Annotated in this window: 14 protein-coding genes; 3 read left to right on the top strand and 11 right to left on the bottom strand. The window is 58.9% G+C overall.

What is annotated here, in order from left to right; translation table 11 throughout:
• Positions 1–41 precede the first annotated feature (41 nt).
• On the bottom strand, positions 42–842 hold the full coding sequence (locus tag GVO84_RS00185; protein ID WP_159515203.1) for an MBL fold metallo-hydrolase: 801 nt from the start codon (positions 840–842) through the stop codon (positions 42–44).
• Between the two features lie 197 nt (positions 843–1039).
• Here GVO84_RS00185 and GVO84_RS00190 point away from each other — a divergent pair, with 197 nt between their 5' ends.
• Both GVO84_RS00190 and nepI read left to right on the top strand, forming a co-directional pair.
• Positions 1040–1492 (top strand): DUF1198 domain-containing protein, encoded by a 453-nt coding sequence (locus GVO84_RS00190; protein ID WP_047646739.1) that lies wholly within the window; start codon positions 1040–1042, stop codon positions 1490–1492.
• Between the two features lie 102 nt (positions 1493–1594).
• Positions 1595–2785, top strand: a complete 1191-nt coding sequence (nepI, locus tag GVO84_RS00195; protein WP_159515204.1) for a purine ribonucleoside efflux pump NepI — start codon at positions 1595–1597, stop codon at positions 2783–2785.
• Positions 2786–2886: 101 nt separating this feature from the next.
• Here the strand turns inward: nepI and GVO84_RS00200 are convergent, their stop codons facing one another.
• The 6 genes from GVO84_RS00200 to GVO84_RS00225 form a co-directional block, all read right to left on the bottom strand.
• Entirely contained in the window at positions 2887–3792 is a 906-nt protein-coding gene (locus tag GVO84_RS00200) for an EamA family transporter (protein WP_159515205.1), read from the bottom strand.
• 134 nt (positions 3793–3926) lie between these two features.
• A complete protein-coding gene (locus GVO84_RS00205; RefSeq protein ID WP_047347464.1) occupies positions 3927–5306 on the bottom strand; it encodes a carbohydrate porin in 1380 nt (459 codons plus the stop codon).
• Positions 5307–5442: 136 nt separating this feature from the next.
• Positions 5443–5745 (bottom strand): PTS lactose/cellobiose transporter subunit IIA, encoded by a 303-nt coding sequence (locus GVO84_RS00210; protein WP_029741865.1) that lies wholly within the window; start codon positions 5743–5745, stop codon positions 5443–5445.
• Positions 5746–5750: 5 nt separating this feature from the next.
• Entirely contained in the window at positions 5751–7127 is a 1377-nt protein-coding gene (locus GVO84_RS00215; RefSeq protein ID WP_159515206.1) for a glycoside hydrolase family 1 protein, read from the bottom strand.
• 17 nt (positions 7128–7144) lie between these two features.
• Entirely contained in the window at positions 7145–8470 is a 1326-nt protein-coding gene (locus tag GVO84_RS00220) for a PTS sugar transporter subunit IIC (RefSeq protein ID WP_159515207.1), read from the bottom strand.
• Positions 8471–8481: 11 nt separating this feature from the next.
• Entirely contained in the window at positions 8482–8796 is a 315-nt protein-coding gene (locus GVO84_RS00225; protein ID WP_010426508.1) for a PTS sugar transporter subunit IIB, read from the bottom strand.
• 293 nt (positions 8797–9089) lie between these two features.
• Here GVO84_RS00225 and GVO84_RS00230 point away from each other — a divergent pair, with 293 nt between their 5' ends.
• Positions 9090–10040, top strand: coding sequence for a LacI family DNA-binding transcriptional regulator (locus GVO84_RS00230; RefSeq protein ID WP_121426068.1), 951 nt, complete (start codon positions 9090–9092; stop codon positions 10038–10040).
• Between the two features lie 49 nt (positions 10041–10089).
• Here the strand turns inward: GVO84_RS00230 and GVO84_RS00235 are convergent, their stop codons facing one another.
• From GVO84_RS00235 to GVO84_RS00250, 4 genes are read right to left on the bottom strand one after another with little or no spacing between them, the layout of a single operon-like run.
• Positions 10090–10485, bottom strand: a complete 396-nt coding sequence (locus tag GVO84_RS00235) for a YicS family protein (protein WP_423257765.1) — start codon at positions 10483–10485, stop codon at positions 10090–10092.
• Positions 10486–10506: 21 nt separating this feature from the next.
• The gene (locus GVO84_RS00240) at positions 10507–11871 is read right to left on the bottom strand and encodes an efflux transporter outer membrane subunit (RefSeq protein WP_159515209.1); all 1365 of its coding nucleotides are present in this window, start codon (positions 11869–11871) and stop codon (positions 10507–10509) included.
• Entirely contained in the window at positions 11871–14981 is a 3111-nt protein-coding gene (locus GVO84_RS00245) for an efflux RND transporter permease subunit (RefSeq protein WP_159515210.1), read from the bottom strand. The genes GVO84_RS00240 and GVO84_RS00245 overlap by 1 nt, the downstream gene beginning before the upstream one ends.
• A complete protein-coding gene (locus GVO84_RS00250; RefSeq protein WP_159515211.1) occupies positions 14981–16102 on the bottom strand; it encodes an efflux RND transporter periplasmic adaptor subunit in 1122 nt (373 codons plus the stop codon). The genes GVO84_RS00245 and GVO84_RS00250 overlap by 1 nt, the downstream gene beginning before the upstream one ends.
• Between the last annotated feature and the right edge of the window lie 116 nt (positions 16103–16218).

Raw genomic sequence — 16218 nt, forward strand, 5'->3', positions numbered from 1 at the left:
GGTGTGTGATGCCGGGCTTTTTTTATTCAGTGAGTTAAGACCTACCCCAGAACAAAAATATCCCCTGTTGACGGGGTGACTGCGTCCGGTAACCACAAATTGCCCCATTTACCCGTACAATGGCAGCCCATTATTTTGTCGGGCTGTAGGCTGCGCAGAAACTGCCTGACTGCCCAGAGCTTACGCGGTGACGCACAGCGAAGATGGAAACCGCCGAAAATTGCATGGATGTGATTGATTCCGGTTATTCTCTGGCAGTGACGCACAATATCAATCAGCCCTCGGTGCCCACAGCCGATAAAAATGACCAGGCCCCGATCAGATTTATAAATCAGAACCCCTTCATCTTTCACATAATCCGCATTCGCATTTTTACTACCAATAACACCGTATGCATGCGGTTTGGCGACAGGGATCTCCCCTGACCACATAAAGCGCTCCCCAATCTGGAGCGGGGTACGGCTGTATTCCATGCGATAGCGTGAATAATCATTATTCAGCGACAGTTTTTTTAGTCTGGCGGTATACCCCGAAAACTGTATTGCCGAATAGCGCTCGCAGGCCACGTGGGGATGGCATACGATCCGGCAATTATCCGGTAACCACGCAACGCCGCCGCAATGGTCATAGTGCCCGTGAGAAAGTACCGCTGCGGTCAGGCAGGTTAAATCGACTCCCATCAGACCTGCGTTATGCAGGAAGCTATCATCAGGACCGGTATCAAATAGAATGGAATCATTTTCATCCTGTATAAACAGGCTGAGCCCTGCTTTGGCCCGCAGTGAGCTTTGAGCGCTAAGGTTAGGCCGGTTCTCCAGCAAGACACTGATTGTTATGGACATGTTCGCTCTTTCCCTGAAGTAATGATTGGTTACCGCCACCCGTTGACCATACACCCTGGAAATACAATCGTCCCCATAAAAACTAAATCGACTTTTCTGCTCTTTTTCCAGAGCTTTTCAGTTCACTATTATGGTGCCGCCCGCTGTCGAGGCGCTGCGTTTCCCGCTATGATGAGCGGCTAGTCTAAGGAGAACGCATGGTCTGGATAATGCTGGCAACGCTTGCCGTGGTGTTTGTGGTGGGATTTCGCGTCCTGACCTCAGACTCCCGCCGCGCCATCAAACGATTAAGCGAACGGCTGGGGATCACCCCGATGCCGGTTGAGTCGATGATCGACCAGTTTGGTAAAACGTCGGGCAATGAGTTTATCCGCTACCTTGAGCGGCCGGACGAGGCGCATTTGCAAAATGCGGCGCAGGTGCTGCTCATCTGGCAGGTCTGCATTGTCGACGGCAGCGAAGAGAACCTGCATACCTGGCACCGTATGCTGCGTAAAGCCCGCCTGGCCGCGCCCATTACCGATGCGCAAATTCGTCTGGCGCTTGGCTTTATGCGCGAGATGGAGCCCGATCCGCAGGAGCTTAACGCCTTCCAGCTGCGCTATAACCAGCTCTTCCTGCCGGAAGAGGGCGTGTTTTACCTGCACTGATCCCCTGTAAAAACGACAAAAGTTGTCAAATCGTTAAATTCGTCACACTTTTGATGATAAACTGCGCGACTTTTCCGCACGTTTTTATCTTCAGGTGACGCCATGACAGAACATATCCAGCCCACGACCAGACCGCAGACCAACGAGGTTTCTCGCCCCAACTGGTCGGCCGTTTTCGCCGTGGCGTTCTGCGTCGCCTGCCTGATTACCGTTGAGTTTCTGCCGGTGAGCCTGCTGACGCCGATGGCGCAGGATCTGGGCATTTCCGAAGGCGTGGCGGGGCAGTCCGTCACCGTGACCGCCTTCGTGGCGATGTTCGCCAGCCTGTTTATCACCCAGGTGATTGGCACTATCGACCGCCGCAAGGTGGTCATTCTGTTCAGCGTGCTGCTGACGCTCTCCTGCCTGCTGGTCTCCTTCGCGGAAAGCTTCACCCTGCTGCTGCTCGGTCGCGCCTGTCTGGGGCTGGGGCTCGGCGGCTTCTGGGCGATGTCGGCCTCGCTGACCATGCGCCTGGTGCCCGCGCGTACGGTGCCAAAAGCGCTTTCCGTTATCTTCGGTGCGGTCTCTATCGCGCTGGTGATTGCCGCGCCGCTCGGCAGCTTCCTCGGTGGGATTATCGGCTGGCGTAACGTCTTCAACGCTGCGGCGGTGATGGGCCTGCTCTGCATCATTTGGGTGTGGAAAACGCTGCCGTCGCTGCCGGGCGAAGCGGCGCACCACAAACAGAACATGTTAGCGCTGCTGAAGCGCCCCGGCGTGCTGGCGGGGATGGCCGCCATCTTTATGTCCTTTGCCGGGCAGTTTGCCTTCTTTACCTATATCCGCCCGGTGTTTATGACCATGGCGGGCTTTGACGTCGACGGCCTGACGCTGGTGCTGCTGAGCTTCGGTATCGCCAGCTTTGTTGGTACCTCGCTGTCGTCCCAGTTCCTGAAACGCTCCCTGAAGGTCGTGCTGGCTGGTGCGCCGCTGGTGCTGGCGGTCAGTGCCACGGTGCTGGTGCTGTGGGGCAGCGATAAGTGGGTTGCGTCGGCGATTGCGATTATCTGGGGCTTTGCCTTTGCGCTGGTGCCGGTGGGCTGGTCGACGTGGATCACCCGCACGCTGGCCGATCAGGCTGAAAAAGCCGGGTCGATTCAGGTGGCGGTGATCCAGCTGGCGAACACCTGCGGTGCGGCCATTGGTGGCGTGGCGCTCGACCATCTGGGGCTGACGTCGCCGCTGGTGATTTCCGGTACGCTGATGCTGCTGACGGCACTGCTGGTGGCGGGGAAGGTTAAGGCGAAGTAGTAAATTTTCCCCCCTCACCCCATAGGGGAGAGGGGACTGCTCGGTGCTGTCTTTTCACCCTCGCCCCTTTGGGGAGAGGGCCGGGGTGAGGGGACATCAGGCTACGCCGATGTCTGAACCCGTCTTCTCGAATCCATCGAAATCAGCACCACCGACGACACAATCAGCAGCGTCCCCAGCCAGTCCGGCAGGGTAAACGCCACGCCCAGCAAAATCACCGACAGTAACGCGCTGCTCAGCGGCTCGGCGCAGCTCAGAATGCTCGCCTTCGGCCCGCCGATCATTTGTGCGCCTTTCAGGTACAGGCTGAACGTCAGCGCGGTGCCAATCACCACCAGATAGAAAAACGCCAGCAGCAGGCTGCCGTCAATCACGAACGTGGTTCCGCGCCCGGCGTAGAACGGCGTCAGCATTAGCCCGGCGATCAACATGCTCCAGCCGACAATCGGCAGCGTGCCGTAGCGGGCGATCAGCGTTGACGGGTACGTCGTGTAAAACGCGGCGGCAAACGCCGAGGCGATGCCGAAGAACAGTGCGGCAGGCGAGATGGAGAGCGAGGTTGGGTCGCCGTGGGTGACCAGCAGGAAGGTACCGACAAGCGACGTCATGATGGCCGACAGCACAAACACGCCGGGACGCTTTTTCCGTGCCAGAGCGAACCACGCCACGATAATGGTCGGTGACAGAAACTGCAGCACGGTGGCGGTCGCAGCGTTGGATTTCTCAATCGTCAGCAGGAAGGTGAGCTGCACGGTGAGCGCGCCGACCAGCGAGAAAATCAGCAGGCTGAGGCCGTCTTTGCGATGCTTGATGACCGAGAAAATCTTGTCGCCGTGAACGAAGGAGAGCGTCAGCAGGATCACGCCGGTAAACAGCAGGCGAACCATGGTCAGGTAAGGCGAAGAAATGTGGCTTTTCTCCATGATGTACTGCGCGCAAACCCCCGAGCTGCCCCATAAAACGGCGGCGATCAGGACGTTTAGCATCCCTTTGCGTGTGGAACCCATGTTCTCCCCTGCTATGTTGGTTTTTTTGTAGCATAACATGGGATCTTGCCGGGTGGCGCTGCGCTTACCCGGCCTACAAGGTTTTGTAGGCCCGTGCAAGCGCAGCGCCGCCGGGCGAAACAAACGTCGCTGTACTAGAACCACGCCTCCCACATCGCGCCGACGTTGAAGTCGTCGAGGGTTTCGTCTTTGGTGCCGTTCACGCGCGCGGTGCGTTCGTTATCCACTTTGCCGCCGGTCACGTAGAAGCGCAGCATCGGGCGGAACTCCGGCCCCATGGCGATAGACATGTTCTGCGACAGGGTCAGCTTCCAGCCCTTGTTGTCGCCGCCGTTGTCGTAATCCACGTGCTGCCAGCCCGCTTCCAGCCAGGTGGAGTGAACGTCGTTCCACCAGTGCATTGGGCGCACGATGGCGTTGTAGTTCTTACGGTTGTCGGTCTTATCGCGGCTGTTGTCGTAGTCGTGGAAGGCGAGGATGTACTCCACCTGCGTCGCCTGGGTGAATTTGTACAGCCCTTCGAAGCTGGCGTAAACCGTGGTCAGATCCTCGGTTTTGTTGAACACGCTGTTGTCCGCGTTATCGGAGTAGCGGGCGATCACCTTGTTCACGCCGCTGTCGTTGGTGTGGCTCAGCACCACGCCGCCCTGCCAGGCGTTCAGACGCTCGTCGCTCTCCACCGCCTTGGAGTCAAAGCCGTAGTTGGCGTACAGCTCCATGTCGATCGGGCCGAGCTTCATGCCGTGGATTTTTGAGGTGGCGGCGTAGTTGCCCTTGTCGCCCGTGCCGGAACCGCCGGTACAGGTGATGCGCGACGGGTTCGCTTCGTCTTCCATCACTTCCGGGCTACAGGATTCCACCGCCGCCACGGCGGCCACGTCGAACTGCACGCCGCCGATGTCGAAGTTCTTCACCCCGGCGCCCTGGCCGTCGTGGTTCATCCAGAAGTAATCGTTGATGCCCTGCTGCGGACGCTGGTGGAAGTCACGACCGGCCCAGAAATAGGCGTTCGGGTTGGAGGCCATAATGTTGGTCACCCCCGCGTAGGCTTTTTTCAGGTTAACTTCGTCGCCCCAGTGGTCGATCATCACGTTGATGTCCCAGATGGCGCCGTTTTCACCCTTGAAGGCCTTGGAGAGCTGGAATTCCCCGCCGTTGCCTTCGTTGCCCAGACGACCGATCGCGGACGCGCCGTTGTAGGAGCCGTCCACCGCCACGTATTTCTGATCGGCGGCCTGGAAGTGCGCGCCGTAGCGGGCGTAGCCGGTAAATTTAATCCCGAACGGGATAGCCATATCCGGGGATTGTGCCGCGCTTTGCGGCTCGGTCACCACGTCCGCTTTTTTCGCGACCGCCGCATCCATTTTGGCCTGACGTTCGGCCAGGGCTTTATCCACCGCTTTCGCCACAATGGCGTCGATTTGCTCCTGGGTGAATTCTTGCGCGAGCACGGAAATTGGGCAAAGCGCGGCGATAACCGCCATGGTTAATGGAAGTTTTTTAATCGTATTCATGGTTATCTCAATATAGTTTAGTTTTATTCAGACAATAACCATCCCGCTCCGATCTGACAGAGTATGTCGCTATCATCAGAACAAGTGGATCTCTATTTAGGGTACAGAGGTATTACAGTAATTATTTCGCCATAGATTATCTCTGGTATAAATGAATAATTTCTTCGGATAATTCACGCGCTAATAAGGAATTCATTAAATGATCCTGCGCGTGCACCATAATTAACGTCATCGGCTGGCGGCCTTCGCCCGCATCCTGCTCGATCAGTTTGGTCTGCATCTTGTGCGCCTGGCGCGCGTAGCCGTCGGCTTCGCGCAGCAGGCTTTTGGCCTCGTCAATGTTGCCCTGGCGCGCCGCGTGCAGCGCCTCAAAGCACAGGCTGCGGGACTGCCCGGCGTTGACGATAATTTCCATTACGGCTTCTTCAAGTGCGATCATCATTATTACTCTTTATCAAAGCTACTATTTAAGGCGGTGGCGGCAAACCACTCTCCGCTTTTCTTGATGGTGCGCTGCTGCGTCTTTAAATCGAGCTGGATAAATCCGTAGCGATTTTTATAGGCATTACACCACGACCAGTTATCAATAAACGTCCACATATGGTAACCGAGACAATTGCACCCTTCGCTAATACCCTTATGCAGCCAGGCTAAATGTTCGGAAATAAAATCAATGCGGTATTGATCGTTAATCTGGCCGTTTTCAATAAAGCGCTGCTCGTTTTCGACGCCCATGCCGTTTTCAGAAATAAAGCAGCGAGGGTTGCCGTAATTGTCGCGCAGGTTGACCAGAATATCGTAAATACCCGGCTCGTAGATTTCCCAGCCGCGGTACGGGTTCATCTTGCGGCCCGGCATCTCGTAGCTATCAAAGAACCACTCCGGCATAAACGGCGCCTGCGGGTTCACCGCGCTGTCGCGACACTTCACGCGACGCGGCTGATAGTAGTTCACGCCGAGCAGGTCGATTTTCCCTTCCGCAATCAGGAAGCCGTCTTCCGGTTTACAGGCGGGTAATTGATCGTAGGATTTCAGTAGCGCGACCAGGTCCGCCGGGTATTCCCCTCGCAGGACCGGGTCAAGGAAGCTGCGGTTAAACATCAGGTCCGCGATGTGCGCCGCCTTCACGTCTGCCGGGTTCTGCGAGCGCGGGTACGAGGGCGTCAGGTTCAGCACGATGCCAATCTCCCCCGCGTAATGCCCGGCGCGGTAGGCCTGCACCGCCTTCGCATGGGCCAGCACGGTGTGATACGCCACGGTGGCGGCCCGGCGGAAATCCACCACGTTCGGATAGTGGAAGTCGTACAGATAACCACCTTCCACCGGCACGATCGGCTCGTTGAAGGTAAACCAGTGCAGCACGCGATCGCCAAACAGCTCGAAGCAGATCTGCGCATAGCGGGCGTAGGCGTCCACCACGTCGCGGTTTTCCCAGCCGCCGATTTCCTGCATCGCCATCGGCATGTCGAAGTGGAACAGGGTGATAAACGGCGTGATGCCCTGTTCATTCAGCTCATCAATGACCTGATTGTAAAAATCGACCGCCTCTGGGTTCACTTCACCGATACCGTCGGGGATCAGGCGCGCCCAGCTAATCGAGGTGCGAAAGCTGTTGTGGTTCAGCTGCTTTAACAGCTGAATATCCGTTTTCCAGTGCTGATAAAACGTGGAGGTCTGCTGCGGCCCCACGCCGTTGTGAAAACGGTTCGGCTCGCGGGAAAACCAGTAATCCCACGTGGTTTCCCCCTCTCTTGCCCCTTCCGTCTGGAGAGCGGAGCTTGCGCTGCCCCACCAGAAGTTATCGGGAAATGCGTATTTCATGACTCTTCCTCTTTGACTTAATTGCTGGCGGTCTCGGCGGCGCCGACGGTTGCCTGGGCTTTCTGCTCTTCGTTTTTGATGAGCGTACGCTCATAGGCGCGCAGGAACGGCAGGTACATCAGCGCGGACATCACCATACAGACCAGGCACATCACCACCGGGCTGAGCGCCCAGTTCGCCGCCCATGACGCGCCAATCGGCGCAGGGGTAGTCCACGGGGTCAACGATACAACCTGCGCCAGCCAGCCGAGCTTGGTTGCGCCGTACGCCAGGCAGGCGTTAACCAGCGGAACGCACACGAACGGGATAAACAGCATTGGGTTCATGATGATTGGCGCGCCGAACAGAATCGGCTCATTGATGTTAAAGAAGCTTGGCACAATGCCCATTTTGCCGATGGTGCGCAGGTGGGTGGCGCGGCTGCGCAGCAGCAGGAACGCCAGCGGCAGCGTGGAGCCTACGCCGCCAATCAGCAGGTAGTGATCCCAGAAGCCCTGCAGGTAAACGTGCGGCAGCGCCGCACCGGCCGCCAGTGCCGCCTGGTTTGCGGAAAGGTTCGCCATCCAGAACGGGTTCATGATGCCGGTGACAATCAGCGAGCCGTGAATACCGGCGAACCAGAAGATCTGGCACAGCAGCACGGAGAGCAGAATGGCGGGCAGGGAGTCAGACGCGGACACCAGCGGCTCCAGCAGGTGCATGATTGCCTGCGGGATAATCATCCCGGTCTGCGCTTCGATGAACAGGTTCAGCGGGTGCAGCGTGCCGATCACCACCATCACCGGGATCAGGATCTCGAACGAACGCGCCACGCCGGTGGGCACTTCTTTCGGCAGGCGGATGGTCACGTTGTTCTGCTTCAGCCACGCATACACGCGGGTAGAGTAGATGGCGGTGATAAGCGCGGTGAAGATGCCCTGGCCGGAGAGATACTGGGTCGAGATTTTGCCATCGGCATAGGGCGCGGCGACCAGCAGGAAGGCCATAAAGGCCAGCAGGCCGGACATCACCGGGTCGAGGTTAAACTGACGCCCCAGGCTCGCCCCAATCCCCACCGAGATGAAGAAGGTCATCACGCCCATGCTGAGGTTAAACGGCAGCATCAGCTGCTCGCGGTAGGTCTGGGAGAAATCCAGCCAGCCGCGGGCGAAGCTGTTGGTGGTATCCGCGGAGAACGGCGGGAAGATGAACACCAGCATAAACGAGCCGATGATCATAAACGGCAGCGCGGCGGTAAAGCCGTCGCGGATGGCAATCACATACTTTTGCTGGCCCAGCTTGGCGGCCAGCGGGGTAATTGACTGCTCAATCACCGCGACCATGGATTGATATAACGAACTCATGTGAACACCTTTTAGTGTGCCGCTTCGATGAGCGACAGAGCATAGTCCAGTACTTTATCGCCACGCTGCATGCCGTAGTCCATCATGTCGATGGGCTGTACCGGAATGCCTTGCGTCGCCGCCTTGTCTGAGAGTGTCTTTAACATGTATTTCACTTGCGGTCCGAGAAGGACGACCTGGTATTGCGGAAACTGCGTATCAAATTCGGAAACACCGTACGCATCAATCTTCACCGGCAAACCACGCTCTTTCGCGACATCGACCATTTTGCTGACCAACAGGCTGGTGGACATCCCGGCAGAGCAGCACAGCATAATCTTGAACATCGACAACCATCCTCTAAATGTAAAAAGTTATTGCGAGGATGATTGGACATTATATGGAAACCGGTTTCCATTCATAAAAAACAGAAGTGTGATACCCATCAAGATCCCTTACTTATGAGGCTAATTAACCGGATGTGCATCACATTATTTGGCTGTTTTGACATCATTTTGAGTGGAAATGGAAAATCGGTTTCCATGGAAAACGGAAACGGATATACTCCGTTCTGGCTATAATGTGAGCCGAAGCGGTCATGGAATTTGCAGGCGCGAGGTAAGCCTGTCAGGGGAAAGAGATGTCGACAATCAATGATGTATCACGTCTTGCCGGGGTATCTAAAGCCACGGTATCGCGAGTGTTGAGCGGGTCGCGTGGCGTAAAGGAAGCCAGCCGTCAGGCCGTACTGAAAGCGGTGGATGAGCTGAACTACCGGCCTAACGTGATTGCCCAGTCGCTGCTGAGCCAGTCGACGGGCTGTATCGGGGTCATTTGCGCGCAGGAAAACATTAACCAGACCACCGGTTATCTGTACGCGCTGGAAAAACAGCTCAGCCAGCATCAAAAACACCTCCTGCTGCGCTTCGCGCACAGCAAAGCGGAAGTGATGCACGCCCTTGAAGAACTCTCCTGCGGCCTGTGTGACGACATCCTGGTGATTGGCGCCCGTTTCCCGCTGGACGTGGATATGGACAACGTCATTCTGGTGGACTGCATGGAGTCTGATAATTCCAACAGCATCCAGTTCGATCACGCCTTTGCCGCCGAAACCGCCTGTAACTACCTCACCAGCCAGGGGCGTCGCCAGATTGCGCTGATCCACCCGCACGGCAGCGGTTTTGCCGACCAGGTGCTGCTCGGCTACAAGCATGCGCTGGAGAAAAACTTCCTGCCCTTCAATCGCAGCCTGGTCTTTATGGACGCCACCTCCTCATCCGTTGCGCTGCAGGAGCTGCTTAACAACGCCAGCACCCTGAATTTCAACGCGCTGCTGGTGGCGGACGAGCAGGAAGCCCAGCGGGTGATCCCGCAGCTGCAGGCGTTTAACAAATCGGTGCCGGAGGACATCATGGTCTTCAGCCTTGCCGGGTCGCTGCACCTGCCGGGTATTCCGGTGATCCCGGCGATTGAATATTCCATGGACGCGATGGCGGCACGCATTGTGAGTTGGCTGACGGAGAAAACGCAGATGCTGGGGTCGTACGTGCTGCGTGGGGATCTCATCATTCCGGACGTACGCAAGCGTTAAACGTGTGTGTAGGCCGGGTAAGGCGCAGCCGCCACCCGGCAAGGAGCATTCAATAATCTTCCAGACAATCCACCTGACCCACCGCCGCCCAGTAGGCGTCCAGGTTGTCGCGCTTCACGGCGGTGATGGCGTTTTTGATCAGCAGCTGATTGGCCTCGGACGACAAAATCATCTCCTGCCAGGCCTTATCGCTCTGCTTTTTCTGTGGCGTACAGGTTTTCTTAATATCCTTCAGGACCTGATGCTTTATTTGCGCCTCTTTCGCCGGATCCTCCTTTTCCTGAGCATGGACAAACGCGGCGAAGAGCAGACAAACCAGCAGGCAGACCAGGTGCGCAGCTTTCATCGAAACCCCCTTTAAGAGACACGTGCTTCCCATGAAATATATCGTTACATTCAGTGTAGCGATTCCAGCCGAAAGTATGATTTTCTCTTTTCTGCGCATCAGAATCGCCCACCGATGAGGTTACTGGATCCCGCCGCCCAGCGACTGCCACAGCGTGATGCGGTTTTCCAGGTCGGTTTGCTGCAGCGCAATCAGCGATTCCTGCGCCGACCACAGCGACCGCTGCGCGGTAAGCACCGTCAGATAATCCCCCGCGCCCGCCTTATAGCTGCGCGTTGCCACATCCAGCGTTTTTTGTTCCGCCGCCACGTATTCACGCTGGGCGTCGAGCTGCTCGCTCAGCGTTTCACGTCGCGCCAGCGCGTCGGCCACGTCCTTAAACGCGCTCTGGATGGCTTTCTCATAGGTGGCGATCAGCCCCTTCTTCTCCGCTTCCGCGTAGCGCAGCTGTGCCAGGTTGTTCCCGCCGCTGAACAGCGGCAGGGTGATGGACGGCGCGAACGACCAGACCTTCATCCCGTGGCTGAACAGGGAGGAGAGCGAGTCGCTGCCGATGCCCGCGCTGGCGGTCAGCGAAATGGTCGGGAAGAAGTTGGCGCGCGCCGCGCCGATGTTGGCGTTGGCGCTCAGCAGGTTATGCTCCGCCTCCTGAATGTCCGGACGGCGCAGCAGCGCGCTGGAGTTGACGCCCGCCGGGATCAGCGTGATGGCGTTGTCGCTCAGGCTCTCCAGCGTGCCGGGCAGCAGGTTCTCCGGCACCGTTTCGCCCGCCAGCAGATTGAGGGCGTTTTTGTCCTGCATCACCAGCGTCCGGTAGCTCGCCACGCTGGCGCGCGCCTGCTGGTATACCGCCATTGCCGAGCTAACGTCCGTCGCCGCCGCCACGCCCACTTCCTGCTGGCGCTTCACAATCTTCAGCGAGTTCGCGGCGCTCTCCATCGTGGATTCCGCCAGCGCCAGGTTGCTGTTATCCGCCGCCAGCGTCACCCAGGCCGTGGTCAGCTCGCTAACCATCGTCAGGCGCGTGTTCTGCGCGGTGAACTCGCTGGCAAGCCAGGTTTCACGCGCGGCGCGGGAGAGGCTCTGGTTGCGGCCAAACAGATCCAGCTCGAAGCTGGAGACCGCGCCGTTGGCTTCGTCGCTTGTCGAGACGCCGCTTGCCAGCGTGCGGCTGCGTGTATGGCTCAGCTCGGCGTCCACCGTCGGGAACAGGGACGAGCGCGTTTCACCGTACTGGGCGCGGGCGGCATCAATATCCGCAATCGCTTTTTGCACGTCGCGGTTGCTGTTCAGCGCCATCGTCACCACGCTTTTCAGCCGTGCGTCGTTTATCACCTGCTGCCACTGGCTCACCACGGCGGTGGCTTCGCCGTGCGCGCCGGGCAAGGTTGCCGGGACGGGGGCGTCCGGGCGTTGATACGTTGGGTCTAACGACACACAGCCTGCGCTCAGCAGAGCTAACGCTAAAATAGATACACGAAACATTATGACCTCCGGTTTGCGTGCTTACCGGAGAACAGACGTTTCACCAGTACAAAGAATAAGGGGACGAAGAAGATCGCCAGCAGCGTTGCGGCCAGCGTCCCGCCGATAATGCCGGTACCAATTGCCACGCGGCTGTTGGCACCTGCCCCGGTTGCCACGGCCAGCGGCGTCACCCCTGCGATAAACGCCAGCGAGGTCATGATGATCGGTCGCAGGCGCGTCTGGGCGGCCCGCAGCGCGGCGCGCGTCAGGGAGTACCCTTCCGCGACTTTGGCTTCGGCGAATTCCACAATCAGAATGGCGTTCTTCGACGACAGGCCGATGGTGGTGAGCAGCGCCACCTGGAAGTAGACGTCGTTGTTCAGGCCGCGCAGGGAGGCGGCGACGGCCGCGCCCAGCACGCCAAGCGGGATCACCAGAATGACCGAAATCGGCACTGACCAGCTCTCATACAGCGCCGCCAGGCACAGGAACACCACCAGGATGGAGAGGGCATAGAGGCTCATCGCCTGACCGCTCGCCAGTTTTTCCTGCAACGACAAACCGCTCCACGCCCAGGTGCTGCCGGACGGCAGGCCGTTTGCCAGCTGCTCCATTTTGCTCATCGCCGTGCCAGAGCTCGCGCCGCTGGCGTTTTCGCCCTGAATCTCATACGCCGCCGAGCCGTTGTAGCGCACCAGGCTTTCCGGGCCGTACTCCCAGCGGGTGGTGGCGAAGGCGGAGAAGGGGGTCATGGTGCTGTCGCTGCCGCGCACATACCATTTGTTGAGATCCGACGGCACGGCGCGATAGTCGCTGTCACCCTGGATGTAGACCTTTTTCACGCGGCCGCGGTCGATAAAATCGTTAACGTAGGTCCCGCCCCAGGCGCTGGAGAGGGTATCGGTAACGTCGCTCAGGGACAGCCCCAGCGACACGGCCTTGTTGTTGTCGATATCCACCTGAAGCTGCGGCATCTGCGGCAGATCGTTGGCGCGCACGGCGTGCAGCGAGCTGTCCTGGCTGGCTTCGCCAATCAGCTGGTTACGCAGCTTCAGCAGCGCGTCGCGGTCGGTGCCGCCGCTGGCCATCAGCTCAAAGGTAAAGCCGTTGCTCTGGCCCAGGCCGTCCACCGCAGGCGGCGTCATGGCAAAGATGGTCGCATCGCGGATGGTGCTTAGCTCCTGCGTGGCGCGCAGGGCGATGGCCTGCGCGGTATTCTCATCGCCTTTACGCTCTGACCAGTTTTTCAGGGAGACAAACGCCATCCCGGCATTCTGGCCGCTGCCGCTGAAGCTGAAGCCTTCAATGGTGAAGATAACGTTGGTGTTGGCTTTCTCTTTGGTGAGGAACCATTCGCGCACCTGGCGGCTGACTTCGGCGGTACGCACCGTCGTCGCGCCGGCTGGCAGGGTGTACTGCACCATGATTTCGCCCTGGTCTTCCGTCGGCAGGAAGCTGCCCGGCAGCTTAAGCATGGCGAAGCCCATCGCGCCGCAGAGCAGGGCGTAGATGACCAGCATGCCGCCGGAACGGTGCAGGGCGCGCAGGACCTTGTTCTGATAGCCGCGCTCGGTCCTGCTGTAGAAGCGGTTAAACGCGCCGAAGAAGCCCTTTTTGTGCGGCGTCGTGTGGCTCAGAATCGAGCCGCAGAGCGCGGGCGTCAGGGTCAACGCCACCACCACGGAGAGGAACATCGCCGAAATAATGGTGACCGAGAACTGACGGTAAATCACCCCGGTGGAGCCGCCGAAGAAGGCCATCGGCAGGAATACCGCAGAGAGCACCAGCGCAATGGCGACCAGCGCGCCGGAGATTTCGCCCATCGATTTCTCGGTAGCTTCCCGCGCGGGCAGCCCCTCGTCGCGCATAATACGCTCGACGTTTTCCACCACCACGATGGCGTCATCCACCAAAAGCCCAATCGCCAGCACCATCGCAAACAGCGTCAGGGTATTGATGGAGTAGCCGAACAGCGCCAGCACGCCGAAGGTGCCCAGCAGAACGACAGGCACCGCCAGCGCCGGGATCAGCGTCGCGCGGATGTTTTGCAGGAACAGGTACATCACCACCACCACGAGGATAATGGCTTCGAACAGGGTTTGAATCACGTCCTCAACGGAGATCTTGATGAACTCGGTGCTGTCTTTCGGGTAGGCCACGTCGTAGCCTTCCGGCATCGACTTTTTGAACTCGGCGATTTTATCTTTCACCGCCGTGGCGGTGTTGAGCGCGTTCGCGCCCGGTGAAAGCATCACCGCCATACCCGCCGCCGGGTGGCCGTTGAGCTTCGCTGTGGCGGTATAATCTTCGCTGCCCATCTCCACGCGGGCGACGTCGCTGATGCGCACGACCGCGCCGTTGGACTGGCTCTTCACGATGATGTTTTTAAACTGGTCCACCGTCTGCAGGCGTGACTGGGCGCGGACGGTGGCGGTCAGTTGCTGGGCGTTTGACGAAGGCAGCGCGCCGATTTTACCGGCGGAAACCTGCACGTTCTGGGTTTCAATCGCGCTCTGCACGTCGGACGGCATCAGCGAGTAGGACGCCAGCTTAGCCGGGTCGAGCCAGATGCGCATCGCGTATTCCGCACCGAACACCTGCAGGCTGCCAACGCCCTCCACGCGCGCCAGCGGGTCCTGCATATTGCTCACCAGCCAGTCGGCGATATCCGAGCTGCTGGCGGTGTCGGTTTTGTCGTACACGCCCATGATCAGCAGGAAGTTGCTCTGCGATTTCTCGACGGTAATGCCGGACTGCTGCACCTCGGTCGGCAGGCGCGATTCCGCCTGCTGGACCTTGTTCTGCACCTGCACCTGGGCGGTGTCCGGATCGGTTCCCTGTTCGAAGGTGACGTTGATGCTTACCGACCCGTCCGAGCTGCTGGTGGAGGTAAAGTAGAGCAGGTTATCCAGCCCGGTGAGCTGCTGCTCGATCACCTGCGTCACGCTGTTTTCCAGCGTCTGCGCGGAGGCGCCGGTGTAGGTAGCGGAGATTTTGATCGACGGCGGGGCGACGTCCGGGTACTGCGCTACCGGCAGCGTGCGGATCGCCAGCATCCCGGCGAGCATGATAAGTATGGCGATCACCCAGGCAAAGACCGGGCGACGCACGAAGAAGCGGGAAAACATCAGGCGTTTCCTCCGCTGGTTTTCATCTCTTCGGCCTTCACTTCCTGCCCGGCGGCCACTTTGTCTGTACCTTCCACAATCAGCTTATCGCCCGCCTTCAGGCCGCTCAGCACCAGCCATTTGTCGCCGTAGGTGTCACCCGTCTCCAGCTGACGCTGCTCGACCTTGTTGCTGGCATTGACCACCAGCGCGGTGGCGGTGCCTTTGGCGTCGCGGGTGATTCCCTGCTGCGGCGCGAGTATCGCGTCGTTCATGACGCCTTCATCCACCCTGGCGCGAACGAACATCCCCGGCAGAAGCTGATGCTGCGGGTTCGGGAAGACGGCGCGCAGCGTGACCGAGCCGGTTGATTCATCCACCGCCACTTCGGTTAACGCCAGGCGGCCTTTCTCGCTGTAGGTGCTGCCGTCTTCGAGGATTAACGACACGCTTAGCGTATCGCTATTGGTGGCGAGGGTTTGCTTACGTAAACGCAGCAGATCGGCGCTGGAACGCGTGAGATCGACGTACATGCTGTCGAGCCCGCGAACGGTGGCGAGCGCGGTATCCTGCTGGGCGGTCACCAGCGCGCCGGGCGTGACGGAGGAGATGCCGATGCGTCCGGCAATCGGTGCGGTCACAGTGGTCCAGTTGAGGTTAATACGCGCGCTCTCCTGCGCGGCCTTCTTTGACTCAACGCTGGCCTTGTCCTGCGCGCAGGTGGACTTCGCGTCCTCTGCGTCCTGACGCGACACGCCGTCGTCTTTCACCAGCTGCGCGTAGCGCTGGGCCTTCTGGCAGTCGGCTGCTACCAGCGCCTGGGCCTGCTTCAGCGCCGCGGCGGCTTCATCAAACGCCGCGCGGTAGCTGGAAGGGTCAATTTGATACAGCGCCTGTCCGGCTTTAACGGTATCGCCTTCGGTGAACAGCCGCTTCTGAATAATGCCGCCCACCTGCGGGCGCACTTCGGCGCTCATGGCAGCGGCGGTGCGGCCCGTCAGCTCGCTGACGACGGAAACAGGCTGGCTCATGAGCGTGACAATCCCCACTTCCGGAAGAGGACGCTGGGGAGCAGATGTTTGCGCATTATCGCACCCTGTCAGGAGGAGTAATGCCGCGATGGAGGTTGTTATGGTTTTCATAATCTTTTTCCAGGGTGAACGATGCCTGCCCTGTTAATCGCTTAACAGGGAGGAGGGCTATTTAAAGGCACAGCGATACCGCATCTCTGGCTGAGCCAGAAATGTAAAAAAGGGGG

Origin of the sequence: Enterobacter sp. SM3 (genome assembly GCF_009811935.2) — a bacterium.
Lineage (GTDB): Bacteria > Pseudomonadota > Gammaproteobacteria > Enterobacterales > Enterobacteriaceae > Enterobacter > Enterobacter asburiae_D.

Coding starts and splice junctions, on each gene's coding strand:
- GVO84_RS00185 (WP_159515203.1), bottom strand. CDS start 842: ATGTCCATAACAATCAGTGTCTTGCTGGAGAACCGGCCTAACCTTAGC.
- GVO84_RS00190 (WP_047646739.1), top strand. CDS start 1,040: ATGGTCTGGATAATGCTGGCAACGCTTGCCGTGGTGTTTGTGGTGGGA.
- nepI (WP_159515204.1), top strand. CDS start 1,595: ATGACAGAACATATCCAGCCCACGACCAGACCGCAGACCAACGAGGTT.
- GVO84_RS00200 (WP_159515205.1), bottom strand. CDS start 3,792: ATGGGTTCCACACGCAAAGGGATGCTAAACGTCCTGATCGCCGCCGTT.
- GVO84_RS00205 (WP_047347464.1), bottom strand. CDS start 5,306: ATGAATACGATTAAAAAACTTCCATTAACCATGGCGGTTATCGCCGCG.
- GVO84_RS00210 (WP_029741865.1), bottom strand. CDS start 5,745: ATGATCGCACTTGAAGAAGCCGTAATGGAAATTATCGTCAACGCCGGG.
- GVO84_RS00215 (WP_159515206.1), bottom strand. CDS start 7,127: ATGAAATACGCATTTCCCGATAACTTCTGGTGGGGCAGCGCAAGCTCC.
- GVO84_RS00220 (WP_159515207.1), bottom strand. CDS start 8,470: ATGAGTTCGTTATATCAATCCATGGTCGCGGTGATTGAGCAGTCAATT.
- GVO84_RS00225 (WP_010426508.1), bottom strand. CDS start 8,796: ATGTTCAAGATTATGCTGTGCTGCTCTGCCGGGATGTCCACCAGCCTG.
- GVO84_RS00230 (WP_121426068.1), top strand. CDS start 9,090: ATGTCGACAATCAATGATGTATCACGTCTTGCCGGGGTATCTAAAGCC.
- GVO84_RS00235 (WP_423257765.1), bottom strand. CDS start 10,485: ATGCGCAGAAAAGAGAAAATCATACTTTCGGCTGGAATCGCTACACTG.
- GVO84_RS00240 (WP_159515209.1), bottom strand. CDS start 11,871: ATGTTTCGTGTATCTATTTTAGCGTTAGCTCTGCTGAGCGCAGGCTGT.
- GVO84_RS00245 (WP_159515210.1), bottom strand. CDS start 14,981: ATGTTTTCCCGCTTCTTCGTGCGTCGCCCGGTCTTTGCCTGGGTGATC.
- GVO84_RS00250 (WP_159515211.1), bottom strand. CDS start 16,102: ATGAAAACCATAACAACCTCCATCGCGGCATTACTCCTCCTGACAGGG.